The sequence below is a fragment of the Ihubacter massiliensis genome, from assembly GCF_024125305.1.
GTDB lineage: Bacteria > Bacillota > Clostridia > Peptostreptococcales > Anaerovoracaceae > Hominibacterium > Hominibacterium faecale.
On record NZ_JAMXVH010000001.1, the window covers coordinates 3,634,814 to 3,651,872 of the forward strand.

Genomic DNA, 17,059 nt, shown 5'->3' on the forward strand with positions numbered 1-17,059 from the left:
TTTTAATTCTTTCTAGCCTTTATTTTTTCGTATTTTCAGAATACTGCCGCGTTTTCCAAATGCAACCTGGCATGGATGTTGCGGAATATAGGGGGCAAATATCAAATTTGGAAAGGAGAGACTTAAAACAATGCGAATAAACGAGGAGAGACTTAGACAGCGAATGGATCGAATTAACGCAATAGCTGTAACCGAGGAGGAGGGAATGATGAGGCTTGCCCTGTCGGATGCCGATCGTGAGGCGCGCGATTTATTAGTCTCATGGATGGAGGAAGCTGGAATGTCGGTGCGCATCGACGATATGGGAACCGTATACGGCGTGATGAAGGGAACGGATGAAAAGGCGCTGCCAATCTGCGTGGGCTCCCATATGGATACTCAGCCCAACGGAGGGAAATACGACGGATTTTTCGGCGTCATGGCCGGATTGGAAGCCATCCTCTCCATCAAAGAAAGCGGTCTTGAGCTGGACAGTGATTTAATTCTTGCTGATTGGACCAATGAGGAAGGCGCAAGATTTGTTCCGCCTATGCTAGCCAGCGGGGTAAACGCAGGTGTGTTTGATCCTCAGTGGGTATACGACCGGGAAGATACAGAGGGGGTTCGCTATGAAGATGAACTGAAGCGAATCGGTTATCAGGGAGAGAAAGAAAACCGACTGACAAAGGCCAAAGCTTATTTGGAGCCCCATATTGAACAAGGACCGGTTTTGGATGCCAAGGGCCTTTCGTGCGGAATCGTAACCGGTGCACTGGGAATCACTGGACTTGACATAACCATTTCCGGAGAAGCAAACCATGCAGGAACAACGCCCATGTCCCATAGAAAGGATGCATTGGTCGCCGCCGCAGAAGCCATTTCCCGCATTCGCAAGAACTGCATTGACTTTGGAGAACCGGCTGTCATTACAAACGGCATCATAAATGCTCAGCCGGCCAGCAAGAATATCGTTCCGGGAACCGTATACTTCAGTATTGACCTGCGCTACCACACCGATGAGGGTATGGCAGAACTGGAACAGCAGACGAAAGATATTATCCAGAAGACTTGTGATGAATTTGGTGTTTCCGTTCAAATCGAGCAATACTGGCGGGCTAAACCGGCCGTCTTTAATGAGACGATTGTTGGCTGCGTGGAAGAAGCGGCCAACGAAAAGAATCTGCCCGCTATGCGGATTATTTCAGGGGCCGGCCATGACGCCGTATTTATCAGTGAAATCATCCCCACGGGAATGATCTTCGTCCCCAGCATCAAAGGAATGAGCCACTGTCCTCAGGAGAACACCAAGTGGGAAGATTTAGTGGCGGGAACGGAACTGACTGCCGACGTCCTGGTTAAATTGGACAAGGAAACGATTTAAGTCATCATGACTTAAAAAGTCGATTCTGACTTAAAAATGATAAAAGTTTACGGTATTTTTTGAGGCTGCCCGCTTTTTATAAAATCCTCAAGCCATTGGTTTTCTGTCAATTCTCAAGAATCTGAAAACTGCACCGATCGTATTTGGCACATATATTGCGGTTATATATGGGTGTGAATTGAAAAAGAAAGGAGTCGTCAAGTGAGTGAATTAAATAAGATCAAAGATTTTTTGATCAAATGGAACGAAGAGAACACAGAACGCTTCTATGAAGCGGAACAGAAAATCTGGAATACACCGGAACTGTCCATGCAGGAATTCAAGTCATCGGCTGTGCTGATGGACCTGCTGGAGGAAAACGGATTCCAGGTGGAGAGGGGCGCTGCGGGCATGCCTACTGCTTTCATCGCATCTTATGGAGAAGGCCGTCCCGTGATTGGCATCAATGCGGAATATGATGCTCTTCCAGGACTTTCCCAGAAGGCGGAACCTCTGACTAAGGAGCCGGTTGTTGAAGGCGCACCGGGACAGGGCTGCGGCCACAATCTGCTGGGAGCAGGAGGCGCAAAAGCAGCTATTGCCATCAAAAATGCAATGGAGGAATTCGGTCTTGGCGGAACTGTCAAAGTCCTGGGAACTCCCGCCGAAGAGCTGTGCTTAGGAAAACCTTTCATGGGAAAGGCCGGCTGCTTTGAGGGATTTGATGCTTTTCTGGACTGGCATCCATGGTCCTACACCAAGGCCAATTATGACAGCTGCTGCGCGTATTTCAGCGTGAAATATCATTTTAAGGGGAGAACTTCCCATGGCAACTCTCCGTGGCATGGAAGAAGCGCTCTGGATGCGGCCATGCTTCAGGCTCATGGCGTGGAGTTGATGCGGGAACACATCTATCCAGGATGCCCGCCGGATGCGGCCAATACCATCAACTATACACTGACCAATACTGGTCCGGAATTCCCAAGCGTTGTCCCAGATGTGACTACTGCCTGGTATATTGGCAGGTTCATCACTACAGAAGATGCGCAGAACGCCCTGGGCCGGATTACCAAGTGCGCGGAAGGCGCGGCGCTGGCAACAGAAACAGAAGTGGAAACCGAGCTGATTACCGCTACTCACCACAAAATCCCCAATAAGGCGCTGGCAGAAGCGGTACATAAGAATATGCAGTTGGTCGGTCCGCCGGCCTTTACCGAAGAAGAACATGAAAAGGCCAAGGCGATTCAAAGAGAACTGGGGGCGCCGGAAACCGGACTGCCGAAAGAAATTTCCCCATTTGAAGGCGGATATACGGTTGTCTGCGATACTTCGGAATTCAGCTGGAATGCTCCCTATGCTTCGCCGTGGATCGCGATGGGCATGGAAAACTGCGGATGGCATCACTGGGGCGTTGCCAGATGCGCGGCGGATACCATGGGGCAAAAGAGCATGGACACCGCGGCCAAGGTTATTTCCTTATCAGCGGCCGATCTGCTGTGCGATCCTGATCTGCTGAGCAGAGCGAAGGCGGAATTTGATGAAAGGATGGAAGGGCGTACTTATAAATGTCTGCTGCCGGATGATTATGAACCGCCGATCCATCTCAATGAAGACGTTATGGCAAAATATAGATAAAATAGAAAGGAGACAAAATGAACACTATCGTTACAATTTCCATCGTGGTACTGATCATACTGGTCATCGCTTTCATCGGCGCCGGTATGTGGTTCAAACGGCTTGCCACGACCTCCGACGACTTCCTGCTGGCAGGAAGAAAAGCGCCGTTCTGGCTGCTGGCTACCGCTTATCTGGGCGGCTACGTGGGAGGCGCCAGCGTTTCCGGTTATGTAGGAAACGGCTTTAACTCCGGTATCTCAGAAATGTGGGCATCCCTGTTCGTTGTTACCGGCAGCGTAATTTTCATTATTTTATTCTCAAGAAGGCTGAACTATTTCGGACGAAAGACCAATGCTGTCACGATCTCAGACTTCATTTGTGCCAGGTACGGCGAAAAGCTCCGTGTACCTTCTGCAATTGTTTCGCTGACGAGACCGGCAATCCTGACCGGTATGCAGTTCTTAGCGATTTCCGTTTCCATGAAGGTCGTCTTCGGCACCAGCACCGAGTTCGGTGTAGTCGTTTCTTCAATCATCATTCTGCTGTATCTGATTACGGCAGGGCAATACTCCGCACTGATCACACAGTGGTTCCAATCCATTCTTCAGGCGGCAGGAATTATACTTTTCGCTCTTGTAGCATTCAAAGTGATTGGAGATCCTAATACGGTGACTGTGGCCTTCTATGATGTACTGCCTAAGAGCTTTACCAACTTCTGGGCCATCGACACATCTACCTTTACCGTATATGCGCTAACGCTGGGCCTCTTCTATCTGGCTGATCCGTGGATGTATATGTGGGCATATGTGGGAGAATCTCCGAGAGTAAGCTCCAACGGAATGCTGGCTGTACTGGGCGGATCCTATTACAACGTGCTCCCGTTCCTCAGCGGTATGGCGATTCTGGTGGGTGTGACCATCGGCAAATTCACCATGCCCGACGGTCTGGCAGGCGACTCCCTGTATGCATGGTTTACCATTAATTTCTCCAATACGGCTGTAGGCGTGCTGATTCTCACCGGATTGATGATGACCATTATCTCGTGCGGTTCATCCTTTGCGATGAATGGTGTAACCATCCTCACCAGAGATATTTATCAGAAGATTATCAATAAGAAGGCTACGGACAAACAGGTTCTGTTTGCCAGCAGAGTTTCTTTGGTAATTGTTGTGGCCATCGGTATTGCCAGCGCTCTGTGGCTGCCGATTTTGGTTCCTCTGTGGGCTTTGGCTCAGGCGATCGGACTTTCCGGCCTCTTTGCCACGACCATGAGCGCTTGGTTCTGGAAACGTTCCACGACAGCGGGTGCTCTGGCCGCTACGATTGGAGGCGGAGCTGTAGCTCTTTGCTGGGCAATGTATGCGTGGGCGACGACAGGAAGCCCGGGCGGCCTGGTATTCGGTCTGCATGCGGTACATGTGGGCGTGGCAATTTCCATTCCTTTGATGATCATTGTCAGCCTGGCTACCAAGCCTGATTACGAGATGGCAAAAGCGACCAGCTATAAGGTTCTCGGCGAAGAAATGAAGGCCAGCAAGCTGATTGCAGAAGAAGACAAACCGCAAAGAGGCGGCATCTTTGGATGGCTTTGCGCCAATACGACCGGTTGGAAGGTATTCTGGGTTGTAATCGCGGTTATTTTCCTGGGACACTATGTTCTTTCCCTGGGCTTTGCAAATCAGGGGCTGGGTATGGCCATGGTATGGGTATCCTTCATCGTCGGCGGACTCATGATCTTTATGCTGGCCATCCTGGGCGGAAAAGATATTATCAATATGGCAAAAGCGAGCAAAAGAGCTGGCGATAAGCTGAAAGACAGATAAATGGAACACGGCGGGCAGATCGCCGGAATAATAAGGAAGGGCTGGCTGCGAAAATGGACATTCGCGGCCGGCCTTTTTGTCTGACGCTGCCTGGGTGCGGTGAAACGGCCGTTTTGATCCTCGGACTTGACCAGCCGACAGGTCCAGTTACCAGCCAGCTGGGCCGTTTACACTAATTTTGATAGGTTGGCTGAAATTAGTGTAAAATTTCAACGGTTTCGGCCAGTTGGATATTATGTCAGTGCAGAGATAATTGCAGCCCCGGCCCCAGATCATGAGAGATAAAATGAAACATATCAAAAATTGACTTTACATATTTTTACAAATGACATATAATGGTATAAATAAACTCTAAGGAGAGAATGATGGAACAATTAGAAGAGTATGTATTGCAATTGGATCATGCAAATTTTATAATAAAAGAAGATACGGCGTACTACCGTACCAGCCGGGATTTTAAGGATCGGATCTTCCGTCTGTTGTTCAGCGAAAAAGAGGAGGCGTTAGAACTGTTTAATGCGTTGGAAGAGACGAATTACGCACAAACAGAGAAACTGGAAATCGTGACGCTGGAAGATGCGATTTATAACCAAAAGGTGAATGATTTGGCTTTTCAATATTCTGCGGCGTTGCTTTCCGTTGTGGAGCACCAATCGTCATGGAGTGAAAATATGCCTCTGCGCGAGATGGTGTATTTGGCAAGAACCTATGAAAAGATACTGGATAACAGGAAGGCCTATCAAAAGAAACTCTATCAAATTCCTACACCGCACCTGTTTGTGCTTTACAATGGCCAGGAGGAGCGCCCCACTGAAACGATTCAGTATTTGTCGGAAGCGTTTCTCCGGAAAGAAGGCTCGCTCTATGGCCAGATTATGGTTAAAATCATTAATATCAATTATCATAAACAACATCCCATCCTGCTGCGCAGCAGAACGCTGAGGGAATATTCGTACTTTATAGAAGAAGTAAGAGGGAATATGCGTAAAAAAGGGATGGATCGGGATGAAGCGATTCGTCATGCAATATGGAGTTGTACGGGAAAAGGGATTCTAAAATCTTTTTTAGAGCAACACGGAAGCGAGGTGGAAAATATGTTAACATTGTATTTGACCGAAGAAGAATTTATTGATATTCGTGCGGAGGAGAAGGCGGAAGAACTGGTGGAGGAGCGAGCCGAGAAACTGGTGGAGGAGCGGGCCAAGAAACTGGTGGAGGAGCGAGCCGAGAAACTGGCAGAGGAGCGGGCCGAGGAAAAGGAAAGAGAAATTGTCTGCAACATAGCACGAAGCGGCATGATCCCGGCAAAAATTGTTGAAATGACTGGGATACCGGAAGCAACTGTCAAACGATACCTTGAGTGAATCTGTCGCCACTGACAAAACGAAACGGGAAATAAAAGATAGATCCTCTTACTGGCACGAAAGCTGCACTTGTACAAATCAGGCGCAGAAAAAGCTAAGGAGTATTTCACCATGTATAAGAAGTTTATAAAAGATCATTATCGGGAGTTCTTGGATATTTTAAATTGCCTGAAGGTTGGCGTCTATATTACGGATGGAAAAGGGAAAACTCTTTTTCTCAATGATGAGTCCTGCAAGACCGGCGGCCTGACCAGAGGTGAAGTTCTTGGAAAAAACATGAAGGAGCTGGAAGAAATGGGCTTTATCGCCGATTCCATCACCCTGAAAACCTTGAAGAGCGGCAAGGAAGAAGAGATCATTCAGAGCCTGGGAGACGGGGATAAAGTATATGTAACCGGAACGCCCTTGTATCACAACGACAAGATCGAGCTGGTCATATGTACGGAACGGGATATCACAGAAACCCTGACTTTGAAGGAGCTCTTAAAAGAGCGGGATAACGATAATGTGAAAATTAAAGAAGAGGTAGAATATTTAAAACGCCAGAACATCGTTATGTGGGGCAATATGATCGCAGAAGACGAAGCTTCCAAACAGCTTGCGGAAAAAGCCAGGCGCATCGCCAAGATGGATGCAACCGTCCTTTTGACGGGAGAGTCGGGGACCGGAAAAGAAGTTTTCGCCAATTTTATCTACCAAAACAGCAAGCGGGTGGGAAAACCTTTCATTAAAGTCAACTGCGCCGCCATTCCTGAGCATCTGATGGAATCGGAGCTGTTCGGTTATGAAGGCGGAGCCTTTACCGGAGCTGATAAAAATGGGAAGATGGGCCTGTTTGAGATGGCCAACAAAGGAACTCTTTTTTTGGATGAAATCGGTGAGCTGCCCATTCATCTTCAGTCCAAACTGCTGCGGGTATTGCAGGAACGGGAACTGATGCGGGTTGGCGGATCGAAAACGATTTCCCTGGATATCCGGTTAATCGCAGCGACTAACCGTGACTTAAAGAAAGCCATTGAGGAGGGAGCTTTCCGAGGGGATCTGTATTATCGGCTCAACATCATGCCGCTGGAACTATTGCCTCTGAGGGGAAGGAAAAAAGATATTAAGGCGCTGGCGATGTACTTTGTCCGCCAGTTTAATAAGGAATATAAACTAGAGAAAATCATTACGGAGGAAGCGATGGAGCTCTTGCAGCGCTTTCAATGGCCGGGCAATATCCGTGAGCTTGAGAACGTTATCGAACGTATCATGATCAGCTTTGACGGAGAAACGATTACCAAATTCCAAGTGGAACGGGCCATCGGTATTCCAGTTGAGTCTACAGTTTCAACGGATGCCATTGCCAGCGGCAAAAGCATGGAACAGCTGATGGAAGAATACGAAAAATATATCCTGGAGTCGATGATGAACAAATACAGGAGGGCCAGCGACGTAGCCCGAGCATTGCAGATGAACAAATCCACTTTGTCAAGGAGATTAAAAAAGTACCAAATTGAATAAAAGTTTCAAAATTAAAACCGTTTGTTTCAAATGTGAAACCAATAAGAGGGGTTTTATGGGAAAGCAGGAAAATGTTTCATTAATGAAACAAAACCCTGCTTTTTTCATCCCTCCAATGGGCGTTTTTTATAAAAATGGAATAGGGAAGGCTAAATAAGCGTTGGAATTGCAACGTTTTATAAAACTAAAAAAAAGATGGCACGGCACTTGCGTTATATATAGGCATCGCGATACAATCATAAATTTTCATCTTAAATATAATCGATGGATAAAGGAGGAACAGAGAATGAAAGTATTAATCGTAGGTGCTGGTGGACAGGGTGGAGCATGCGCATCCATTCTCGCAAGACAAGATGCAGTTGAAGAGATTCGCCTGGTAGATTTGAAGGAAGAGACCGCGCAGGCAGTGGCAAAACAGATCGGAAGCCCGAAGGTAAAAACAGGTGCTGTCAACGCCACGGATCCGGATGATGTAGCACGAGCCGCAGAAGGCGTGGACGTTGTGGTAGACATGGTAATGCCGTGGATGGTTACATATGTCATGAAGGGTGCGTTAAAAGCAAAAGCCAATTACATCAATACTGCCTTTGACGATCCGTACTGGGATGAATTCCTGGAGGGAAGAGCCATCGAAGATTTGACCCTTTGCAAAGAATTTAAAGAAGCCGGACTAACCGCGCTTTTCGGCTGCGGATTCGCACCGGGCATGACCAACGTATTGGCTAGAAGATTTGCCAACAAGCTGGACCAGGTGGACAGCATTAAAATGAGAATTGGTAAAGCGACTGTACTGCCGGGCGAAGCTCCCTTCGACTGGGTACTGAGACCTTGGAATCCAGGATGGTCGCCAAAGCAGGCTCTGGTTGACTGCGCCAGCCCGACCTATGCACTGGAAGGCGGAAAGTACGTACTATATCCTCCGTTCGGCGGAGTTGAAATGTGCGATTTCCCCGAACCGGTAGGAACCCTTCCGGTAACCCATCACTCTCACGAAGAAATATACAGTATGCCGTCCACATTTGAAGGCGTAAAAGAGCTGGACTTTAAATATTATTTAATGTACCAGCCGGCAATCTTCTACGCATCCGGACTCTGCTCACAGGAAAAGGTCAAAGTAGGCGATACGGAAGTGGCTCCCATCGATGTGGTAACAGCCATGGTGCCGCCTCCACAGAATAACATTTTCGGCGCCACCGATGAGCAGCTTGCAGAAGCGGACAAAACGGCCTTTATTGAACTGATCGTTGAAGTTTCTGGAGAAAAAGACGGAAAGAAGATGACATACAAAGCAAATTGCCCGAAGATGAATGCTCCTGGTCCTGAATTGAAAAAGCTCTACGGAACCGCGCTGGTTTATGTAGCGCTGCCGCTGGCGATTGGAACCGTTATGCTGGGCCAGGTGGAAATGGATAAGGGAATTATTTTCTCAGACCAGCTGGATCCAGAAGATTTCCTCAAGAGAATGATGGATACCGGTTATCCATATAAGTGGAAGGAACAGTGCATCGAAGGATAGCGTTAAGCGTTCTTTGTAAGGTGAGTCTGCCGGCGGAACTGAAAACCGCCGGCAGGCGGCAATGAAACGAGGTGAAGAACTTGGAACAGGCTGTAGATTATGGATTACTCACATTAGTGCCGCCGCTGATCGTAATTGTGATGGCACTATTGACCAAAAGAACCATTGAACCGCTCATCATCGGCGGCGTGCTGGCCTTTGTAGTAGCGCATGGGATTGGATTTATCCCGCCTTATTTGGAAGCATTATATTTTACCATTTCTGACAATGCGTCAATGCTTGTCACCATGGGCTTGTTTGGAAGCCTGGTCATGCTTTTCGAAAAATCAAGAGGTACTTTTGGATTTTCGAAAATTGTGGCGAAGCTGGCCAATAAGCCGGAAAAATCTTTAATTACTACTTTTTTCTTAGGCATTATTGTATTTATGGACGATGCTCTCAATATTATGACCCTGACCTCGGCCATGAGAGGCGTTTGCGACAGGCAGAAAATCCCCAGAGAGATGTTTGCTTACGTGACAGCTTCCACGGGGGCGCCAGTGTGCGTATTACTGCCTTTATCCACCTGGGCGATTTTCTTCGCAGGAATCTTCTCCGACCAAAAAGAACTGCAGCAGTACGGCGAAGGGATGTCTATCTACATACACGCCATGCCGTTTATCTTCTATGCAATTACGGCTCTGATCGTAGTTCCGCTGGCAATCTACGGTATCATTCCCAAACTGGGCACCATGAAAAAAGCATACCAAAGAGTTGCGGAAGGCGGCAATGTCTATTCTCAGCAGAGTGAAAAGTTCAACCTATCAGAGAAAGTTATGAGCCAAGAAGAACTGGACACTCAGGACGGAAAAGTTATGAATTTTCTGATCCCGATGATCGTTCTCATTGCAGTGGCTGTCGTCACAGGAGAAGTTCTGTACGGGCTGATCGCAGCCATTCTGGTAGCGTTGATCATGTATCTGCCGACGAAAACTTTGACTTTCACCGAATTCGGCGATTCCTTTGTCAACGGTTTTGCATCTATGACACCCATGTTGTTTATCATCGTCTGCGCACTGACCATGAAGACCGGGCTGGATGAAATCGGCCTGCCCGCTTATGTAATCAACGCGGTTCTGCCTTATATGAGTGCCGGACTCTTTCCCGCCATCGCCTTTGTCGTCGTTGCGGGACTGGCATTTGTAACAGGAAGCAACTGGGGAATTCCAGCTATTACGGTACCTATTCTGATACCCCTTGCGGCAGCCATCGGGACCAATGAACTTTTGGTGCTGGGAGCCATTCTTTCCGGAGGAACCTTTGGAAGCCACGCGTGTTTTTATTCCGACTGCACAGCACTCACATCCCAGGCATGTAAAATGGAAAATCTGGATCATGCCCTGTCACAGCTTCCATATGCGGCGATTTCAGCAGCTATGGCAGTGATCCTGTTTATTGCATTCGGATTCTTATTATAGCAATTATCTTACCTTTTCAACATTACAAAACAGCCTTTTGGATTTCGTCCAGGGGCTGTTTTGTATTGTCTGCGTAAAGAGATGGGGCGGAAGATTTTGCCATACAGAATCTTTCTGTTCCCCGGGACCCCTCTATGGGTGTATAATGGAAACAATCTATAGAACAGTACAAATATAAGGGAGGTCTCACTTATGAAAATACAATTTTGCGGAGCAGCATCAGGCGTAACTGGATCCTGCCATCTGATTACGACAGAAAACCATAAAATCCTTTTGGACTGCGGCCAATTCCAGGGAGGAAAAGCTATGGAGGCAATGAACCATGAGCCCTTTCCTTTTGATCCTTCTGAGATCGATTATGTGGTACTCAGTCATGCCCATATCGACCATTGCGGCCGGCTGCCTCTTTTAGTGAAGCGGGGATTTCGCGGCGATATCTATTGCACGGATGCTACGGCCGATTTGCTGGAAGTCATGCTTCGGGACAGCGGGTACATACATGAAAAAGAAACGGAATGGAAAAACCGTAAAAATGAACGGGCAGGGCGGCCGCCGGTGGAACCGCTCTATACAGTGCGCGATGCGGAAGAGTCCCTCAAATATGTCAAACCGGTGCTCTATGACCAGCTGGTGGAGTTGAATCCGGAGATGCGGATCGTATTCAACGATGCCGGACACATTTTGGGTTCCGCCATTACTGAACTATGGGTGACAGAAGGAGATAATGTTTCCAAAATCGTTTTTTCCGGCGATCTGGGCGTAATGGACCGGCCCATTCTCAGGGACCCGACGATTATCAAAAAAGCAGATTATGTGATCATGGAAACGACCTACGGAAACCGGCTCCACCCGGAAAATTCCATGGATGTAAAAACCTTGATGGACATTGTGGTCAAGACGGCCAGACGAGGCGGAACAACGGTAATTCCGTCCTTTGCTGTAGGCCGGACTCAGGAGCTGATTTACGAGTTCAGCCGGTTTTACAACAATGAAGATTATCGCCGGGATTTGGAAAATCTGATGGTCTACGTGGATAGCCCAATGGCCACGACTGCTACCGAAGTATTTCGTAAAAATGCTCAGGTCTTTGACGAAGAAATGAAAGAAATTATTACTGCAGGGGATAACCCTCTGGATTTTAAAAATCTCAAGTTTACGCGCAGCACGGAAGAGTCGGTATATTTAAATAATGACCGTCATCCAAAAGTGATCATATCCGCCAGCGGCATGTGCGACGCCGGCCGGATACGCCACCATCTTAAGCATAACCTTTGGGATGCCAGGGCCAGCGTGATTTTTGTCGGTTATCAGGCGGAGGGAACTCTGGGACGGAGGCTGGTGGAAGGTGAGAAGGAAGTAACCCTCTTCGGCGAGGAGATCAAGGTAAACGCTGAAATCTATAATCTGGAAGGTTTCTCAGGGCATGCGGATCGGGATGGACTGCTAACCTGGCTCAGTGGTTTTCAGAGGGAGCCCAAACATATCTTTTTGGTACACGGCGAACAGGAATCAAAAGATGATTTTGCCAAAACCGTAAAGGAGAAGCTGGGGTATGAACCCATCGTTATTTCCGGAAATTCAGAATTCATTCTGGAAAAGGACGAAATCGTCAATAAAGAACAGGCCATACAGGATGCGATGGACAGCGAAGCCATGGAAAATATGAAAAAGAATATTTCCGATATCCACAGGAGACTGGAAGGAATTTTGTACAACACCCATCTTGCCGTAAGTGAGAAAATGTCTCCTGAAAAGATGGCCGAGATCAATAATATTGTCTTAGAATTGGAGAAATATTCGGTAAATCTCGGATCTGCGGTAACGGAAGAAGATGATAACCATATGGACATTCATACGGAAAGTCAAAATTGATCGAAAGGATTAAGCACAGCTAAAATCGTTCATTTGCGATAAATATTGGCTGCGCTTTTTCAATGCCTACAGCCGCCCCTTTTAGGAACCGACTTATCCCTGACTCTGGCCTCAACGGGGCCTTTGGGGGATATTCATACTGCATAGGCCGAAGATTTTCTTTGTTGTGAATATTCAATCGTATTATGAATGAGAAAAAATCTTAAAAACCATATTAAAATCTTAACTTCCATGGTATAATATTGGTGGAGCTATACGTAAATGATAAAGGAGAGAGCGATGTCCATATTAAAACAAATTTCCAATAGTGTCACCCAGGTGGCGGAGGCTATTAGTATCGCCATTGGTGTGGAAGTTGAGATCGTCGATACGGATTTGACGATTTTAGGCGGAACGGGCATTTACGCTGCGATGATCGGCCAAAAGGAAGAAAGCGGCCGACTGGATAGCAATTATCTGTATGCCAGAGTTCTCAGAAGCGGCGTAACAGAATACATAGAAGATGCAAAAGCAGAAGAAAACTACGATGACATGGGCAGCGGACAGACCCATTTCGGAGAACTGTCAGAGATCTGTACGCCCATTAAAATGGGTGAAAATATCATAGGAGTCATCGGACTGGTAGCCTTTACGGAAGAGCAGAGGGAGATTCTACTGGATAAAAAAAGAAGCATGGTTACCTTTGTTGAGAAGATGGCCGACCTTTTAGCAGCGAAAGCTGCTCAGCAGGAGATACTGGAGGACGTGGAAATCTCCAGGGACGAGATGTCTACGGTTTTGGAGACCACCCACGAAGGCATCTTTGCGCTGGATAGAGGCGGATATATTAAACACTGCAATAATATGGCGGCCACCCTTTTTAAAACGACCAAGGCAGATTTGATCGGAACCCATATCAATGAGTTTATGCTCGGTACACCGGCACTGGAGGTCATAGAAACCGGCCGGGGCTATACGGAAAACGAAGAGATTTTCAAGACGGACCGAGGTCAGATGCATTTTATTGTAACGGCAAAGCCTTACATGTCAGGAGATGACATAGGCGGAGTGGTCATCTCTTTCCGAGATATCGAAGAAGCACAAAAACTGGTTTATAATATCAATACCAGAGCACTGAAAAACACTCTGGACGATATTGTCGGCAACAGCGACGAAATAAAACGGGCCAAAAAGCAGGCTATGATTACGGCCAAAGGCAACTCCACCGTATTGATCACTGGAGAGAGCGGTACGGGAAAAGAGATGTTCGCCAAAGCCATCCATTATGCAAGCCCAAGAGGAGAAGGCCCCTTTGTAACGGTCAACTGCGGAGCCATTCCTGAAAATTTGCTGGAAAGTGAACTGTTCGGCTACGAAAAGGGCGCCTTTACCGGTGCCAGCGATAAAGGCAAGGCCGGAAAGTTCGAATTGGCCAACGGCGGAACCATTTTTCTGGATGAAATCGGCGATATGCCGCCCCACCTGCAGGTTAAAATTCTCCATGTTCTTCAGAACATGCGCTTTGAAAGGGTTGGCGGCAATAAAAATATTATTGTTGATGTTCGGGTAATCGCGGCCACCAATAAGGACCTGGAAGGTATGATCCGCGAGGGAACGTTCCGTGAGGACTTATATTACAGGCTCAGTGTTATTCCGCTGATGATTCCTCCATTGAGAGAGCGGCGAGATGATATCAAGCTTTTGATGTACCATTTCTTGAAAAAATATAATACTTTCATGAATCGCAAAATTACCGGATTCACCAAGGAAGTTGAGGAGCTTTACGTCAATCACGACTGGCCGGGAAACGTCCGAGAATTGGAAAATGCAGTGGAATACGGAACCAACATGGCCTTCGGCGATACTATTGGCATGGATGAAGTCCCAACCCGGCTTTTGCGCAACGAGGACAGCATCATGAAATTTCAGGATACCAATCTGCCTCTGTCGGAGCAGGTCAAGCGATACGAAAAAGAAATCATTACCCGTAAGCTTAAGAAGTATGGCAGCAGCGGCAATGCGAAGGATACAGTTGCCAAAGAATTGGGCCTTTCCAGGGCAACCTTGTACCGTAAGCTCACTGAGCTGGATATCAATGTGTAGTATTTTTACCATTGAATACGGCGTTGCCGCAGGGTAAAAATTACTGAATCTTGCTGCGACGCGGCTTGCAAGGTATACTATTCTGACCAGATTAATACGGAGCTGCCGAGAGGTGCAGAATAAGTGAAACTTGCTCAACCTGGCTCGCAAGTTATAACATATTGACCGGATTGATGTGGTATTGATTCGCACAGATTTTTAAGAGAATATAGAAAACAGGGCTGCTGTATGAATTGCTTTTTCATGCAGCAGCCCTTTTGCGTGAGTGCGCTGGGCAGCGTATGCTTTTTCTGATTTTCTAAGGGGCTATCCCTATTTTTTGAGACTCTGTTTCAGCGCTGTCAGGTTTTTGCTCATGGAAGCCAGATAGCGCTGGCTTTGGTCTTGTTCTTGTGCAGCAGCGCCGATCGTTTGTGCAGCCTGATATCCCAGAGTACGAAGCGTCTGTATCTGCTGCTCCACAGCTGTGATGAAGAGGGTGACGCATTTGTTGAATAGAGCTTGCTGCTCCGGCTGCACATCCGTCTTATCAGAATCACGGGCCAGCTCCTCGGCCGCTTTTTTTAAATGAAGGAGGCCGTGAATCACACCATTGTAATCAAAGCCGTCCCTTCCTGCCTGCATCCATTGCTCGGACATCTGAACATTCAGTTCCCGGTAAGGGTGAATGATCTCTTCAATAAACGTTCTTATTAAATGTGAAATATGTTCCTTTTCATTAATCATAAAAATCCCCCAATATGTTTTTCTCTGGCAGACTGTCGAAATGCACGGCCGCATATCAGCTATGCAAGTCAACATAGAACCAGCTTATAAGATAAAGTATTCTTTCCCATACTTGCATGGAAGTATCTTCTTCCCTTTTATTATTGACACAATCTACCCTAAGAAATACGCAATTCTTGTGCCATTGACGAAATTTTTTGTTTTTTCAATAATTGTGGTGGAATGGAACTTGCAATTCCTATATGTAGAACATATAGGTGTGGGGAGAGGATAGAATGTTTTCATTAAAAGAAAAAATCAGATATGGCGCCGCTTCACTGGGCGATACGGCAGTTTACAATTTATTGGTGATTTATGCGCTCTTTTTTATGACCGATATCGCAGGGGTAGAAACGTTGGCGGCCGGCCATATCATTTTTATTTCCACAATATGGAACGCTTTTTCAATCGGACTGATCGGCTATCTTTCCGACCGCTTTTCCTTTGCCGGCGGCCGGCGGCTGCCGTATATGAAGGCTTCCATTATGCCAATGTCTGCTGCACTGGTGATGATGTTTACCGTTGTAAAAGGCAGCGCCCTGTTTGTCGGCATTTACTATACGGTTGTAATGTCCCTGCTGATGACAGCCCACTCCTTTTTTATGATTCCCTATGAGGCTCTTGGGGCCGATATGACGACGGATTCAGGGGAACGAACATCCCTGCGAAGCTACGCCAGATTTTTTATGGGGTTGGGGAATCTGACCAGTATTGCCATATTGCTGCCACTGGTAAAGCTTCTTCAGTCAGAGGGCTTGAGCCAGGAAAGGGCGTGGCAGGCCAGCATACTGGGTATCGCCGTTCTCTCCGCCCTTTCGCAGATTGCAACATGCAGATGGTTCTCCAGCAAAACGACCGGCTTGCCGCCGAAGCTAAAGCAGCAGAAGACGGTTATAAAAGAATATTGGGAAGTTTTTCAATTAAAGCCGATGCGATTACTCCTTGCCGTGACTCTGCTGGTGTGCATAGCCAATGTTTTCTCCAGCTCCAGCATCGCCTACTTTATGAAATATAACCTAAGCATTTCAGAGGAGAGCAAATCCGTTGTGTTTGCAGTTATGACCGGCTTTGGAATTCTCATGACTCCAATCTTGTCTGCCTGCACCAAAAAAGGTGATAAACGGATCGTCATGGCAGGATGTTACATTGGGGCCGGTATTCTATCGATCGGTTTTGGTATATTCGGCATCAACTCTCTGCTCTTTTTATGCCTTTATATAATCGCCTTTACAATCGGCAGTTCGGCCTATTGGCAGCTGATTTATCCCATGCTCTACGATATCAGCGAAGTGGATGAATACCAAAACCACAGGCGCCGGGAAGCAACGATTCTCTCTTTGTCCAAAATCATTTTGAAAGTATCCAATGCCTGTGCTACACAGCTGCTGGCCGGTGTCCTTTTTTTCTTTGGCTATGAACCCGATATGCTGCGGCAAAGCCGGACCGCCCTATGGGGGATCCAGATTTCTCTGACCGTGGTACCAGGGATTTTATTTTTAACGGCAGCTGTCTTTGTGCTGCTTTATCCGATTTCAAAAACGAAGCACGAAGAGCTGATTCGCCGTTTGAGAAACAGGTGTTGACGCATAGGCATTATGCGCATGCGCATAGAAAGTCTGAAGAATCAGTGAAAATCGTTGAAAATAAGCATTTTCAAATTGGCATAGAGATTGCGGATTAAAAAGGATATCAAAGGAATACTGGTTAGCTATTATGATGCG

At 47.1% G+C, this 17,059-nt stretch carries 12 protein-coding genes; 11 read left to right on the plus strand and 1 reads right to left on the minus strand.

The genetic code is table 11. The features are described 5' to 3' along the window. Window positions 1–130: 130 nt before the first annotated feature. The 10 genes from NIA71_RS16680 to NIA71_RS16725 all read left to right on the plus strand — a co-directional run bounded on the left by NIA71_RS16680 (window position 131) and on the right by NIA71_RS16725 (window position 14,573). Window positions 131–1,360: a Zn-dependent hydrolase gene (locus NIA71_RS16680; RefSeq protein WP_148398413.1), complete on the plus strand. Its 1,230-nt coding sequence runs from the start codon at window positions 131–133 to the stop codon at window positions 1,358–1,360. Between the two features lie 201 nt (window positions 1,361–1,561). Further along, window positions 1,562–2,974 (plus strand): amidohydrolase, encoded by a 1,413-nt coding sequence (locus tag NIA71_RS16685; RefSeq protein ID WP_148398411.1) that lies wholly within the window; start codon window positions 1,562–1,564, stop codon window positions 2,972–2,974. A gap of 17 nt (window positions 2,975–2,991) precedes the next feature. Continuing rightward, a complete protein-coding gene (locus NIA71_RS16690; protein WP_148398409.1) occupies window positions 2,992–4,779 on the plus strand; it encodes a sodium:solute symporter family protein in 1,788 nt (595 codons plus the stop codon). Between the two features lie 362 nt (window positions 4,780–5,141). Beyond that, the gene (locus NIA71_RS16695) at window positions 5,142–6,143 is read left to right on the plus strand and encodes an Rpn family recombination-promoting nuclease/putative transposase (RefSeq protein ID WP_253021013.1); all 1,002 of its coding nucleotides are present in this window, start codon (window positions 5,142–5,144) and stop codon (window positions 6,141–6,143) included. Between the two features lie 111 nt (window positions 6,144–6,254). Beyond that, window positions 6,255–7,646, plus strand: coding sequence for a sigma-54 interaction domain-containing protein (locus NIA71_RS16700; RefSeq protein ID WP_148398405.1), 1,392 nt, complete (start codon window positions 6,255–6,257; stop codon window positions 7,644–7,646). Window positions 7,647–7,701: 55 nt separating this feature from the next. After that, a complete protein-coding gene (locus NIA71_RS16705) occupies window positions 7,702–7,803 on the plus strand; it encodes a YqaE/Pmp3 family membrane protein (RefSeq protein WP_148398403.1) in 102 nt (33 codons plus the stop codon). Between the two features lie 129 nt (window positions 7,804–7,932). Then, the gene (locus NIA71_RS16710; RefSeq protein WP_253021014.1) at window positions 7,933–9,162 is read left to right on the plus strand and encodes a saccharopine dehydrogenase family protein; all 1,230 of its coding nucleotides are present in this window, start codon (window positions 7,933–7,935) and stop codon (window positions 9,160–9,162) included. 71 nt (window positions 9,163–9,233) lie between these two features. Next, entirely contained in the window at window positions 9,234–10,619 is a 1,386-nt protein-coding gene (locus NIA71_RS16715; RefSeq protein ID WP_148398399.1) for a Na+/H+ antiporter NhaC family protein, read from the plus strand. Window positions 10,620–10,811: 192 nt separating this feature from the next. After that, window positions 10,812–12,491, plus strand: coding sequence for an MBL fold metallo-hydrolase RNA specificity domain-containing protein (locus tag NIA71_RS16720; protein WP_148398398.1), 1,680 nt, complete (start codon window positions 10,812–10,814; stop codon window positions 12,489–12,491). A 279-nt stretch (window positions 12,492–12,770) separates the two neighbouring features. Continuing rightward, window positions 12,771–14,573 (plus strand): sigma 54-interacting transcriptional regulator, encoded by a 1,803-nt coding sequence (locus NIA71_RS16725; RefSeq protein ID WP_148398396.1) that lies wholly within the window; start codon window positions 12,771–12,773, stop codon window positions 14,571–14,573. A gap of 312 nt (window positions 14,574–14,885) precedes the next feature. Here NIA71_RS16725 and NIA71_RS16730 read toward each other — a convergent pair whose 3' ends face one another. Continuing rightward, window positions 14,886–15,299: a hypothetical protein gene (locus NIA71_RS16730; protein ID WP_253021015.1), complete on the minus strand. Its 414-nt coding sequence runs from the start codon at window positions 15,297–15,299 to the stop codon at window positions 14,886–14,888. A 275-nt stretch (window positions 15,300–15,574) separates the two neighbouring features. Here NIA71_RS16730 and NIA71_RS16735 point away from each other — a divergent pair, with 275 nt between their 5' ends. Continuing rightward, window positions 15,575–16,921 carry an MFS transporter gene (locus tag NIA71_RS16735; protein WP_148398392.1) on the plus strand — a complete coding sequence of 449 codons (1,347 nt, stop codon included), beginning with the start codon at window positions 15,575–15,577 and terminating at the stop codon, window positions 16,919–16,921. Window positions 16,922–17,059 lie beyond the last annotated feature (138 nt).

What these genes read in the sequence shown, in the direction of transcription:
- NIA71_RS16680 (WP_148398413.1), top strand. Translation starts at nt 131, where the DNA reads ATGCGAATAAACGAGGAGAGACTTAGACAGCGAATGGATCGAATTAAC.
- NIA71_RS16695 (WP_253021013.1), top strand. Translation starts at nt 5,142, where the DNA reads ATGATGGAACAATTAGAAGAGTATGTATTGCAATTGGATCATGCAAAT.
- NIA71_RS16725 (WP_148398396.1), top strand. Translation starts at nt 12,771, where the DNA reads ATGTCCATATTAAAACAAATTTCCAATAGTGTCACCCAGGTGGCGGAG.
- NIA71_RS16705 (WP_148398403.1), top strand. Translation starts at nt 7,702, where the DNA reads ATGGGAAAGCAGGAAAATGTTTCATTAATGAAACAAAACCCTGCTTTT.
- NIA71_RS16735 (WP_148398392.1), top strand. Translation starts at nt 15,575, where the DNA reads ATGTTTTCATTAAAAGAAAAAATCAGATATGGCGCCGCTTCACTGGGC.
- NIA71_RS16730 (WP_253021015.1), bottom strand. Translation starts at nt 15,299, where the DNA reads ATGATTAATGAAAAGGAACATATTTCACATTTAATAAGAACGTTTATT.
- NIA71_RS16720 (WP_148398398.1), top strand. Translation starts at nt 10,812, where the DNA reads ATGAAAATACAATTTTGCGGAGCAGCATCAGGCGTAACTGGATCCTGC.
- NIA71_RS16690 (WP_148398409.1), top strand. Translation starts at nt 2,992, where the DNA reads ATGAACACTATCGTTACAATTTCCATCGTGGTACTGATCATACTGGTC.
- NIA71_RS16710 (WP_253021014.1), top strand. Translation starts at nt 7,933, where the DNA reads ATGAAAGTATTAATCGTAGGTGCTGGTGGACAGGGTGGAGCATGCGCA.
- NIA71_RS16700 (WP_148398405.1), top strand. Translation starts at nt 6,255, where the DNA reads ATGTATAAGAAGTTTATAAAAGATCATTATCGGGAGTTCTTGGATATT.